18 protein-coding genes are annotated in these 11,989 nt (G+C 34.3%); 1 reads left to right on the top strand and 17 read right to left on the bottom strand.

Annotated features, from left to right (window positions below; genetic code table 11):
- Nucleotides 1-8 precede the first annotated feature (8 nt).
- The 9 genes from ACXM1Q_RS05520 to ACXM1Q_RS05480 form a co-directional block, all read right to left on the bottom strand.
- A complete protein-coding gene (locus ACXM1Q_RS05520) occupies nucleotides 9-266 on the bottom strand; it encodes a hypothetical protein (protein WP_458516921.1) in 258 nt (85 codons plus the stop codon).
- A 258-nt stretch (nucleotides 267-524) separates the two neighbouring features.
- Entirely contained in the window at nucleotides 525-2,909 is a 2,385-nt protein-coding gene (mobP2, locus tag ACXM1Q_RS05515) for a MobP2 family relaxase (protein WP_458516919.1), read from the bottom strand.
- Between the two features lie 21 nt (nucleotides 2,910-2,930).
- Nucleotides 2,931-3,386, bottom strand: a complete 456-nt coding sequence (locus tag ACXM1Q_RS05510; protein WP_458516917.1) for a hypothetical protein — start codon at nucleotides 3,384-3,386, stop codon at nucleotides 2,931-2,933.
- A 181-nt stretch (nucleotides 3,387-3,567) separates the two neighbouring features.
- Nucleotides 3,568-3,921, bottom strand: coding sequence for a hypothetical protein (locus tag ACXM1Q_RS05505; RefSeq protein WP_458516915.1), 354 nt, complete (start codon nucleotides 3,919-3,921; stop codon nucleotides 3,568-3,570).
- Nucleotides 3,911-4,243 (bottom strand): hypothetical protein, encoded by a 333-nt coding sequence (locus ACXM1Q_RS05500; RefSeq protein WP_458516913.1) that lies wholly within the window; start codon nucleotides 4,241-4,243, stop codon nucleotides 3,911-3,913. The genes ACXM1Q_RS05505 and ACXM1Q_RS05500 overlap by 11 nt, the downstream gene beginning before the upstream one ends.
- Nucleotides 4,244-4,260: 17 nt before the next feature.
- A complete protein-coding gene (locus ACXM1Q_RS05495; RefSeq protein ID WP_458516911.1) occupies nucleotides 4,261-4,698 on the bottom strand; it encodes a hypothetical protein in 438 nt (145 codons plus the stop codon).
- Nucleotides 4,699-4,998: 300 nt separating this feature from the next.
- Nucleotides 4,999-5,289: a hypothetical protein gene (locus ACXM1Q_RS05490; RefSeq protein WP_458516909.1), complete on the bottom strand. Its 291-nt coding sequence runs from the start codon at nucleotides 5,287-5,289 to the stop codon at nucleotides 4,999-5,001.
- A gap of 96 nt (nucleotides 5,290-5,385) precedes the next feature.
- Nucleotides 5,386-6,189, bottom strand: a complete 804-nt coding sequence (locus ACXM1Q_RS05485; protein WP_458516907.1) for a hypothetical protein — start codon at nucleotides 6,187-6,189, stop codon at nucleotides 5,386-5,388.
- An 11-nt stretch (nucleotides 6,190-6,200) separates the two neighbouring features.
- The gene (locus ACXM1Q_RS05480; protein ID WP_458516905.1) at nucleotides 6,201-7,205 is read right to left on the bottom strand and encodes a hypothetical protein; all 1,005 of its coding nucleotides are present in this window, start codon (nucleotides 7,203-7,205) and stop codon (nucleotides 6,201-6,203) included.
- A 122-nt stretch (nucleotides 7,206-7,327) separates the two neighbouring features.
- Here ACXM1Q_RS05480 and ACXM1Q_RS05475 point away from each other — a divergent pair, with 122 nt between their 5' ends.
- A complete protein-coding gene (locus tag ACXM1Q_RS05475) occupies nucleotides 7,328-7,654 on the top strand; it encodes a hypothetical protein (RefSeq protein ID WP_458516903.1) in 327 nt (108 codons plus the stop codon).
- Here ACXM1Q_RS05475 and ACXM1Q_RS05470 read toward each other — a convergent pair.
- The 8 genes from ACXM1Q_RS05470 to ACXM1Q_RS05435 all read right to left on the bottom strand — a co-directional run bounded on the left by ACXM1Q_RS05470 (nucleotide 7,647) and on the right by ACXM1Q_RS05435 (nucleotide 11,715).
- Entirely contained in the window at nucleotides 7,647-7,895 is a 249-nt protein-coding gene (locus ACXM1Q_RS05470) for a hypothetical protein (protein ID WP_458516901.1), read from the bottom strand. The two genes, ACXM1Q_RS05475 and ACXM1Q_RS05470, sit on opposite strands and share 8 nt — an antisense overlap.
- A gap of 288 nt (nucleotides 7,896-8,183) precedes the next feature.
- A complete protein-coding gene (locus ACXM1Q_RS05465) occupies nucleotides 8,184-8,636 on the bottom strand; it encodes a thioredoxin domain-containing protein (RefSeq protein WP_458516899.1) in 453 nt (150 codons plus the stop codon).
- Entirely contained in the window at nucleotides 8,633-9,043 is a 411-nt protein-coding gene (locus ACXM1Q_RS05460; RefSeq protein WP_458516897.1) for a hypothetical protein, read from the bottom strand. Before ACXM1Q_RS05460 ends, ACXM1Q_RS05465 begins: the two co-directional genes overlap by 4 nt.
- Nucleotides 9,044-9,053: 10 nt before the next feature.
- Entirely contained in the window at nucleotides 9,054-9,257 is a 204-nt protein-coding gene (locus ACXM1Q_RS05455; protein ID WP_458516895.1) for a hypothetical protein, read from the bottom strand.
- A complete protein-coding gene (locus ACXM1Q_RS05450; protein ID WP_458516893.1) occupies nucleotides 9,254-9,439 on the bottom strand; it encodes a hypothetical protein in 186 nt (61 codons plus the stop codon). Before ACXM1Q_RS05450 ends, ACXM1Q_RS05455 begins: the two co-directional genes overlap by 4 nt.
- A gap of 94 nt (nucleotides 9,440-9,533) precedes the next feature.
- Complete coding sequence (locus ACXM1Q_RS05445; RefSeq protein ID WP_458516891.1) at nucleotides 9,534-11,027, bottom strand: primase C-terminal domain-containing protein; 1,494 nt, start codon at nucleotides 11,025-11,027, stop codon at nucleotides 9,534-9,536.
- 13 nt (nucleotides 11,028-11,040) lie between these two features.
- Nucleotides 11,041-11,532: a modification methylase Sau96I gene (locus ACXM1Q_RS05440; protein ID WP_458516941.1), complete on the bottom strand. Its 492-nt coding sequence runs from the start codon at nucleotides 11,530-11,532 to the stop codon at nucleotides 11,041-11,043.
- A 36-nt stretch (nucleotides 11,533-11,568) separates the two neighbouring features.
- A complete protein-coding gene (locus tag ACXM1Q_RS05435) occupies nucleotides 11,569-11,715 on the bottom strand; it encodes a hypothetical protein (RefSeq protein ID WP_458516889.1) in 147 nt (48 codons plus the stop codon).
- Between the last annotated feature and the right edge of the window lie 274 nt (nucleotides 11,716-11,989).

Raw genomic sequence — 11,989 nt, 5'->3', positions numbered from 1 at the left:
TTCCCTCCCTAAAAACATTCATATTCCACTTCGTAGGGCTCTACTTCAGGCTGAATAAATAATTCTTTGGGTAGATGAATTAGATCCCCAACTTCATAATCTAAAAGTAATTCAGCTTGATCCGAATACTCTAAAACAAACTCTAAATCCTGATTCTGCCCTCGGCCCTCAAAATGAATCCGATTAGCCGCTAAATCTACTGAGCGAACTAGCCATCGCTCTTCAAAGTCAAACTCTAACTGTGATATACCTGGAAAATACAACATAGAAACCTCCTCTACATAGTTACTCCCAGTGTAAGAGATAATGAAATTTTCGGGGTTAAGGGGACAAGTCAGTACAAAAAAAGCCATTGGTTTACACCAATAGCTACAACATAAATAGAATGAACTTCCAAACTAAAGAACCCTAACATAGAAAAAACCGCCTCGAATTGAGACGGTCAGTGTTAGAAAATTCATGGAACCTTTCCATTAAATTTTTATCTATTGTACCACAAAATAAATTATCAAACTCATCTATCTTCACATACTACTAGATCTAGCTGCCTCTCTAGCTTCTTCTTGTTCTTCTCTCTCCTTTCTATCATCACTTCGTATTCGCTCATGAAGGGCTTTTTTATTGGCCATTTGAGCTCGACTTAAGGAATCTGTCAGTTGATTCATAAAATCGGTATTAATCGTGACTTTTCTCTTTGCCTGCTGCAAACTATTCCTTTTTACAATCATTTTTTGCTCAACTTTTTTAGAGACAGTCTTTGAAACACTATCTCCTTGCTTGTCTGAGTTACCCAAACTAGAATACAGTTCCTCTAACTGCTTAAAGGACTGGTAATTCTCACGTTTCAGTTCCTTGATTAAATCAGGATTTGCAGCATCTGAAATTTTCCTATTTCGTTGATGAATCTGATGCTTCAGCTGAAAAATAGAAATCTGATTCTGAAGTTCTTCTTGATATTGTCTTTTGGTAATCTCCCTTCCCTCTAATAAAGATAGGATTCCGTGATCTTTTATTCTTGATACTAGTTTAAGTTCTTCTCTTAGCTGATGAATAGGGATTTGAATACTTTTAGCAGTAGCCTTATTAATAGGCATCTGAACACTACTTTCAAACTGCTTACTCAAAGCTTGTTTCTGAATACGTTCTTCTTCACTCAATTTATAATTGGGAACCAATTGAAGATCAATAAATTTTAATTCATCTTTAATTCTCTTTTCTTTAAAAACGAGAAACTCTTGATCTTCTCCATTGACATGAATCTGTCCCAACAATTTCTGTTTCACCAGTAGAACATTTTTTCTTTCCTTCAAACTATTTAATTTCAAAGCATAACGATAAATCCCAAGATTAGCCTGCCCATTACTAGTAGTCGAATCATTTTTAATATTATCAATTAAATATTTCAATTCATCAGAAGAAAATAAAGAAAGTTCTTGTAGAGTGAGCTTTCCTCGAGCATCCTCTTCAAACACCTGACTAATATCATAGACCTTGGTTGCAACATACTCAACTTGTCCTAGCCCATTTCCATACTTGTCGTACGAGGGATAACGGGGTTGAATAATTTCAATACCTTGCTTTCCAGCCATGACACTATAGCCCAACTTTTTCCAAGCCTCTTCTGATCGAAGTAAACTCGCTTCAGGCATCTGATCTAATATTTTCTTTTGATTTGAAGAAGAAAAGGAATCAATATTTTTTTCCAGTTGAGACTTTACATTACTTGGTGAAGCCTCTCTAAAACTACGTAAAATCTCATTCCCTAATCGTTCTCTTAAATCAGCTACTCGATTTTCTAATACATGATCAAGATTATATCCTTTTGAAGTCGTAAGCGATCGCTCCAGTCTACCGTCAACATGCCGTATCTTTTCGTAGACTCGATTTTTTTCAGCCGAATAAACATCTTGAAATTGAGATAAAAACTCCTTGCTTTCTTCTAAAAATGAATCATACAATTCTTTCCCAGAATTTTGTAGGTAGGAATCGATATACTTATCCAAAAAGAATTTACTCACTGCAAAAGTTTTTGCATTTGACCCATATCGCCATTTCCCTTTTTGGGGGAGATGATTGTAGGCCTGTTTTAAGAAAAATTGTTCATGATCTGAAACAACTTGCCTATCAGAATAAACAAATTGAATTAGACTAGATTTTAGATTTGCAAGTACCTGTTCTTTCCGAATCAAATGTGACCGTGTTTCTTCTTTCAAGAGTCCATGATAAAAGCCACTTTTAAAACGCTCGATTGTTTTCTGAGAAAAATTTCCCTTATACTCCATTCTTCCCCTAGGCTCATAAAAAATCTTTTCTCTATTTGATTGAACCTCTGATAAACCAAAATGGATATGAATGTTATCTGTATTCAGGTGAATGTTTCCCCACCAAAAAGCTGAATCTGAGAGACCTTCTTTCTTGATTAAAGTCGGCATCATTTCTCGCATAACTGCCTTAATAGCTTTCTGGTCAACCTGTCCAGTCGCAAGATCGTATAGACCCTGCTCTGCTAAAAATTGATTATCAAAAGAAATAACACCCTGCCAAAGTAATGAACCATTTTGATAAGCATCTTTTAGTCGATTCTTTAATCTAGTTAAGTGGCTCCTCTGCAAATAATCTGAGTCCTCGGTAAACACAGCCGTTAGCGTTTCTGATTGCCCTTCTGTTGCATAAGAGCGATTCATATAATCTACATACTCTCTGAAATCAAGATTCATTTCAGGAACTGCATCCTTAATCTGATTTAACTCTTCCCTAGTCAATCCTTCAAGCATCTGTTGATTCACATCTTGTGATAAATCATTTTCTACACTAACTGCTTCATCCCGATTCGTATAGTCTACGTATTGACTATTAGCTTCCGTATATTGCAACATGAAGGTAATTTTAGGACTATTTCCTGTAATCAAATTCGGCCCCTCTTTCTACCTCTAATGAGAATGCTTAACAGTCTGTCCATAAGCAGCATCTTTTTTGATTAAAGAATCAATATGAAGTAATAATTCATGTTGCTCAACATCTAACGAAGAATGAATGGACTCTAAATTCTGTATATCAAAGTCTTTACCTTTTGTCGCAAGATGATAGTGCAACAATTCAAGATAGAGCAATTGATCTAATCGTTTACTCATTGCTTTGAATTGAATCCTATCATTGAGTGACGGTTCGTTTTTTTCCAGATGAAAAAGATTTTCATGATAAGAACGTCCCTCTCCCTCTGTAATGAATAGACCATAAAAAGTCTCAATAATGATTCCCATAATTTCTGACTTATTCCGAGAACCCTTTAGAAGAACTCCTTTAGAGTTCGCAAGATAAATAGAAATCTCCTCTAATTTTTTTAACTTATTTTCATCTAAATAAAAGGCTTGTCTACTTTTTTTCATTTGTTCCTCCTTCCTACCCATATCTATCCAATTCAATTTTTTTATTCAGGTGAATGACCAATATTTAACTGATTGCTTATATCAGAATCCGTAAAAAATTGGACAAGAAATTCCCTAACTTGAGGTTGCAATAAAATAATAAGCAGGACCAATAAAGCAACTAATAAAAATTTATTTTTCTTCAAAATCCACCTCCTACATTCCTCTCACTTTCTAAAGCATCCACATCATCCATGAAATGTAGCCAGGACAACGTTACTTCTTCAAGAATATCCTGCTTTCCATTAAGAGCTAACAACAATAATTCATTTTTCAATAATTGGTTTATCAGTTTTTCTTGTTGCTCTTTTAGAAGAACAATGTCTTCCGCAAACTTATTGTCGTAAACATCAAGACCATCATTTTCAAGAATTCTCTGGATCTGAGCCAACATAAACTCATTGAAAGATGGATAACCGTATTTTTTTGAAATCTCTTGTAATTGAATATAGGATTCCTCAGAAACATTTCGCACGACAAAATTTTTAGTCTTCACTAGAAATCTCCCCTTCATACTCTAGCCAACGTGAAATATGGTAAGCATACCGATCCATCTTCTTGTCAAAGTCAGTCAAGATTATATTCTGTTTCTGAGATAAAAGTAAGGCATGTTCTAAGGCCACTTTCATATCATCCATATAGGCAAGATACATTCCTTCAGCCAAATTGAATTTTTCCTTTTCAATTTTCTCACGACACATAGCGAGTAAAAATTCATTAAATGATTTTGACTTTGAACGATTTGATAAGGCTTTTAAATACTCAATTTCTTTTTGAGATAGTCCTCTAATTTTTATTTCATTTCTTACTTCAGACATCTATATCCAGCTCTCCACTATCCAAAAAAATCATCCATCAAATTCACATCATCTTCCAAATAATCAATCAGAACAGGATAAATTTTATTCTCCTTTGTACCTCTTGATTCCTGCTCCAATTCCGATAAGACTTCTAAAATACCTTCTTCATTTTTCAGATAGTCTAAGCAATCTTTAATCACTTGTCTTGGATTTTTTTCTGAATCCTGATAGGAATTTTTTAGCATTGTTTGAATAGACTCTAATTTCTCTAAAACGGATTCTTCAAAAGAAATATCTAAATCAGTTTTTCGCAAAAAACTTCGTATTTCTTCAACACCATTAGGGGAAATATATGTCACCCCATTCTTCTTTTTTACATCCTCATCAGATAATTTAGAACGATGATAGCGAACTAAATTTTTTGAAATACCTAATGATTTTGCGACCTCAAACATGGTTTTCCAATCTTCCATAATTTTATCTCCTCGTGATTCATAATAGCATCTCAAAAACAAGGTGGTAATTTTCCTAGTAAATTACCTACAAAAGTTGTCTAGGTAGTTTTTACCACTTTCTTTACCACCTAAACACCTAAAAAGAGCATAAGGGAAACTGATATCACTTTGCGTGATATGTTGATAGTATCAACGTTTCCCGTGTCCCCAATTTTCTCGGCTTCGCCTACCTATCGCATACATGAGTTTCTCCACCTAAAAGGTGCACGACATACTTATGACATACAATTCTAGCTAAAGGATTCATCTGAACAACACTCATTCGTATCCATTAAAATTATTATTTTCTGGATTTTCCCGATCTCTTTGGGCAGCTTTTTTACGCTCTTTTTCCTCCTCTTTTAGAAGAGATAATTCCAATTTTAAGTCCTCTAAAATTTCTTGATAGGACTTATTGTTATCTTTTTTTCTTTGAAGCTGGAAGTACGTTTTTCCAATCTGTCTTTGAATTTCTTCCTCTGCTTGCTTGCGTTCTTGTTCTAAGGCAACCACTTTTTTCTTTGCCTCTTCCAACTCCGAATCAATCTTCCTTAAATTCTTTTTTGCCATTTTATAGGCTCCTTTCTCCTAATAAATTCAGTATAAGGGATAATCATTTTTTTAGTGTTAAGCGGACAAATGAGAATCAGACTATATATCTGATTCTCACTCACCAACAATTTCAGTAACAGCTGTCTCTGATCCTATTAATTTCGTAAAAGTCATTCTTGGAAATCGATAATAAAATCTTGCTTTACCATCAAAGAGAAAAAGGATAAACTGCAAATCATACTTTTTTTCAACGATAGAAAACTCGCAAGCAAACCATCTCTTTCTTTTCCTAACCAAAGAAGCGGAAGAGGTGAATTCTTCTAGTATAAGACTACTCTTCAATGAATCTTTAACAATACTCTGATCAATTTTTCTCATCCTACAAGTAACATCCTGAATCCCAAGGTCTTTGAAAAAACTAGCTCTCTCAGATAACTCATCAAAATCTTTAGAATCTAAATAATCCTTATTCAATACCTTACTCAAGACATATCTATTAAATAATTTTGGCCAAATGAATTTTCCAAAACTATAAAGAAGAACAAGCAGCAGACCACAAAAAATTATAAAATTTGATACAGTCACTATCCCATTGGTAGTTTCTAGATAGTAGTAGCCTTTTATAAAAATCAGGTAACAAAGTAATCTCTGTACAAGATTTTTCAAATAAGTAACCTTCCCAAAAATTACCATTTTAAGCAATACTATTAAACAGTCCAAAGCAACTACCATCCATAAAATATGACTATAAACTTGTCCGATTTCAGGTACACTACTATAGATAATGCCACCCAAAATGAAGTAGCCTATCATGGTAAATACATTGTGTGCAAAAAACTGAATAAAAGAATTGAAAAGTAGAATTAGCAATATTTTTACTGCGGATAGGTTTAATTTTCGACCATGATTTCTCTTCATTTTAAATCTCCTTACTTCAACTCCACTGTTTCAATCGGACTCAAAAATTCAAAGGTTCCATCTTTTACAGCTACTTCTTTTAAATCTAAAGCCCTGATCTTATCTTCTGTTTTAGTGATATTCTTCTTAGCAGTTTCAATCGAATTTTTCTTAATTTCAATATTACTTTCCAGTAATGTAATATCTTTCTTAACTGACTCTAAATCATCACCTGTCAAATACTGGGACTCTTTTACTAACCCTGTTTTTCGTGACTCATCATCTTCAATAGCATCTTCCAAAAGTTCAATGGAGTGTTTCAACTTCTTCACTTGATTCTCTTGAAAAGTTCTCTCTTCCTTAATTTCAGACAAGGCAAATTCTTCTCGAGAAACATTCTCAATTTTCTTAGTCTTTAACTGACTATTTTGCATAGCAATGTAAAACTGGACCACATTCTCCTCAGAGTTCAACTTATCTTTTGGAACTACAACTTCATCACTTGATGGACTTGTAACACTGACATCAATCAAACTAGCAGCTACTGTTTCATTCACGACATCGATGGCATAGGCATCAAAATTTCTAGGAACCTTCCGAAGAATAACAGAGATTTTACTATCTGTAATTGGAACAATTTCCATACTCGTTTCAGCCTGATTATTTCGAGCGTATAGGTTCCATTCAAGACGTTTTGCATCAATCCCACGATTAACTGGAGAGGTAGAATCCCTTGTCTCAAACTGAAGTACAATAATCCCTGTGTCAGGCGAATAGACTTGACTAGTCAGTCTAATTTCTCCTGTCCCATTTTCAAATGTTCGCTTAGTTTTTAATTGTTCATCCGTATAAACGAGTTTCTGAGGAGAGTAAATCGCACCTAACAATAAACTAATCCAAGCTGTAAATAGGACTGAAAAAATGACCAATTTTCGCTTAATCACATTCTCCCTAAACCAAGTAATAATGACAGTAAATGGTTTTACTATCGGGCTAGATTTTATGTTTTCAATCCAGCGTTTAATCATATCTATCATAAATGATATGTCCTTTCTAATCTGAGATAATAACTGTTAAAATAAAGATAAGAAATTATCATTGAGAGGTATAAATTTATGTCTTTTCCATCCTAGTAGAAGCTGACCAAAGAGGAATAAAGTTGGAGGACGTTCATATTTACTATGATACTGCTACGGTAGATTATCATTTCAATAAAGATAATCCTGGTAATAGTTATTTTTTAATCAGATTTCACCACATCTGCTCAATCGACAATATCAATATTCGTCCCACAATAATTATCAATGAGAGCAAATCTCAACATCATGGAGTAGGATATAAGATAAAGATCTTAAAACGTGCAGCAAGAGATCATAAGCCTTTAAAAATCTTCTTTTTTGGTAGTTTTGCAAAACATCCAAACGGAAAATTTATCAATCCCAAAGTTAACCCAGCTGATATTTTAGATTACCTTGTTTTTAGCTAGTTTGAATAAAAAAATTATCTAACTCTTCTCTAGTAAACTCTATAATTTTGTATGAGGCAATAAATTCAAAGACTGATTGCATGTGCATTTCAGTCTTATTTTTGGCTTCCTCATAGGATAAAAAAGGTTTAGCTTGCTTAATTTCATCTGTCCACCCTACTGTCCCATCTTCCCAAGGAATAAGCCATACTGTTTGAAAAATACTGACCTCTGCCAAAACTAAATAATATTTTTGTTCCATTTCTTCAATCCTCCTAAATATAATTTATCTTTTCTGGAGTGAGCATTAGCCTTAAGGCTCACTCCCCCAAATACGACTCCAACATACCCTGGATATTCTGGGTAATGTCCCAATCAAGCAATAACTGCAATATCATTAAGCAAATACACGCTACCATAATCATGAAAAATACAAATTTTCTTTTATTTATTCAATCAGGGAAGAAAACCATGTAACAAGATAAAATTATTGAAAAAGCTATCAACACAAATAATAAACAAAAAATAAGAATACGCTTTACTAACATAATTATTCCTTTCTAATTAAAGCCTCCTGTATAGCCATCTTGTTAGCCTTAATATTTCCATCCCTATCCTCGGTAGCATATTCAAATAACTTTACTTTACCACCTCGAATTTTAACAATTGTTGCAGCACTATCAACCTGATACTTATCTACCAATACCTGCCCCTCCTGCGTATCAACATTGATATAGAACGTAGGGAAATGACTTCTTTTAGAAGCCGTTACCACTACCTCCTTTCCAGCTCTACAATATGGACACCCTTCTTTGTAAAAAACTAAATTTACATTCTGATTTTCCACGGTATCTATATAAACAGTCTCAGTTAAGTGTGAATCATAGTCCTTTGCAATATAATCTTTCCAAACTGCTTGAATCCCCAGACTCATCAAGCTTAAACAAATGATTATTACAAACAAAGCAAAGAAAATTTTTATTACAGATAATTGAGGTTTCATTCACCCACCTCCTCACTGAAATCAAATAATTCACCCTGGACCATTCGACCTGTCTCAAATTGCTCTAAGAGATTCTTAAAATCATTAAACATAGCCATCATCTTTTGAAATTTAAGTGGATCAAACTGACTATAAACTCCTACTACTGGCAGCATAGGAACCTTGTCTTTTTTCTCTCCCCTTAAAAAATCCGTTACCCTTTTCTCAGTTGCAATAACCCCATCAACCCGAACTAAAGCAGGAATACTAGTAATAGCTTCATAATTCTGATAAAACGATACAACAACATCACCAGCTTTAATACTGTCATAATCAGTACAATTCTTTTCCAGCTTAAAATGATAAGCCAGGGACTCCTGTCCAACAGCCGTCAAATAATAGCCACGAATAATTTTCACATCAACCATATTCATCCCCCTAACAAACCTTTTGAATCCTAAATGGTGCTTGATAAGACTGAGTAAATTGAAGAATCTTTTTTGTCTTTTGAACTGGTGAAGGCTTCCGATGAGTCTCTTTTAAATACTGGTAGGCTAAGCCACGACTTTCAAATACCAATAAACAATTATTCTCATCAAATAAATAATCCCCTTCAGCAAAACTAAAAATTGCATACTTCATTTAAAATCTCCCTTCTTTCTACTAGCCATAAATGCTTGATAATCAGTATCAAATTCCCGATCATATCCATCTATATATCTGGCAAGATGACTCCCAACTATACAAGCGGCTACAAGTAGTAATCCTATTAACACTACCAAGACCAAACAAATCATACTCATTCCCATAATCCAATCCTTCATTTTAATCTTCCTCCTATTTCTTTATCTGACCAACAATTTCAGCTAACAGCCATTATCGTAGATATACATGTAAGGCAGTTTACGGGTTTTATTTCTATCCAATATCAACTTCAAATAAAGACTGTTTTTCAATAGATCTAAGAGCATTTTTAGCTCTCCTCATCACTTGTTTCACAAATACTAGATCCTCTTCAAAAAAGGAAGCAACATTTTCAATGTAGATAGGCTGTCGCTCTTTTTTCACCTGAATAAGAGAACCTAATATTGCTTTAATCGATGCAAGCCTAATACCTCCACCTCGACCAGCCTTGACTGTAAATAGTATTTTCTGACCATCCTTTAATGATCTTAAGACTTTATCAAAAGACCTTTCAGGGATTCCCAATTCCTCTCTAAGAGCCTTCTTTGTTGTCTGTAGAAATGGATCCCCAGTCTCAAGTAAATGATCTAGATAATCCATTACATCTGCTTCCCATTCATGTAAATGACTATTTTTACGTTCTGATCTATTTTTCTTGAATTTGTACCATCGCTGTTTAGTAAAAAGATTAGCTGCTTTTAAATCTGATGAAATCCAAGACCGACACAAATGTAATACATAGTCTCTACTTGCAGCCTCGTACTTCCCTGAATAAGCTGATTTTATAACCTTCAGGACTTCCGTTTTAGAAAGTGATTCAGACAATTGTTCATTAAAACCAAGTAAAATATCCTCACAATCGCTCTGAGAGACCCCACTTGAAAAGTTAGCAAGGGCTAGGGTAAATAGCACATTGTTTCTTCCCATCAAATCCTTTTGTCCCTTAATAGTTCCCTCTTTTAAGAGCATCTTATACCAGGGCTCATCTACTTGCTTAATTCCTTCTGTCCCACTAATTACTGTTAAATTTGGTTTCTTACTTGGAAAAGGAAGATCAGACTGTTTCATAGACCAATTCAACCACTCCTGGAATGAATAGATGTAATCCTCATCAAAAAACTCAACATTATCAGCACGTGGTATCCGAGCAATCCCAAAATGATTGCATGTTAGATCAACTGGTAATGTCCTAGCAAAATACTCTCTTAGATTTTGTGAAATGGCTTTTGCGACTTTAACGACTCTAAATTGTGAGTGACTTGTAACGTAAGCCGCCTCCTTCAAGACAAAATAAGCTTGATAGCCTTTGTCTGATTTTAATATCAGAGTTGGCATAAAACCTAAATCAAGTGCAGCTGTCAATATGTCTCCTGTTGTCATTTCTTCAGCTGAAGAAGTAATGTCAAAATCAATGTAGAAAGTATTGATCTGACGTAAATTCTCCTCAGAATGCCCTCTAGTAATCTGACGTTTTTCATCGCTATAAGAGCCATAGCGGTAGATATTCGGTGTCCAGTGTGTAAAGTTACCATCATTCTCTAAAACAGCTTCTAGGGACGTTAAAACTACACCTCGTGCTTGAATCATCTGAGCTTTAGAACGATAGGCAAAAATGGCTCCTCGATTCCCTTCGTCTGGTAAATTGACAGGTTTTAAATGACTGTTCTTATACTTGTACTCTCTTAATCCTTCTTTAAGAATTACTTTGTAACATATATCCAAATTCATAGTATTTCTCAATCTAATTAATTCTTAAACTTTTTGGCAAAGTGGAGGAGTGAACAAATCTAGAACCAGCTTTTCCTTTCAAATAAAACCTTGGCTCTGTTGTCCTCACATACTGACTTCTATTCCACTTCCTACGTAAACGAGTATTAATCAAAGAAACCCTTTCTTCAATCTCTCTAAAACGGAATCCTAAACATAGATAAGTTGTAACAATTTCATGAAGATGGGCTTTTTCTTTCTTATCTCGTACTCGATTATGTATATCTAGTTTTAGATCCTCCGACTTTAAACTTTCTTGGTATTGAATATACAACGTACGCATTTCTTCAATCTTTTTTTGCCAATGGAAACTATAAGGAAGTCCAGAATATTTATTGATAAGTTGGCTTACTGGTTTTTTAAATTTCATCTGAATAGAATCAAATTCACCTAAATCTTGTAGAGGGTCAATAAACCCAAGAGGTTCACTTTCTAATAATTGATTGTAAAAATAATTACTCATGATACTCTCCTACATTGTTCAACTAACGTCAGTAAATCATTAAAGAGGGGTAAACAGGCTGTAGTCACTAAATAGATCCATCTGATGATTATCAGACTGTTCTGTTTGAGTGTTTGATTCACTATGATCTATCACCTTATAAACCTCTAATGAAGTAAGATTCATAACAATCTCAAGATTATCCATCACGAACTCCTTTCAACTAGTATTTTTACGAATAAAAAAGGAGAACAGATCCAACTGTTCTCCAACAATATATTTGTATCTATGATTCTAAAAACTCTTACCACTTACTTTGGATTCAGGCTGATGACCTAAAAATAAAAGGATGTAGTCGGCTATAAGCCGGTTCTCTCTAGCGACGCCTAAAGGCGTTCGCTGAACTTCGTTCAGGTTAGTGCTATAATTACTTGACTACTGCCCGTAACAACGGGCTTTTATCTTGTTCTAAAACCACCAT

The organism is Streptococcus sp. 10F2 (assembly GCF_054331515.2).
The sequence above is the reverse complement of the archived record's forward strand: the minus strand, read 5'-3'. Positions and strand labels throughout refer to the sequence as shown.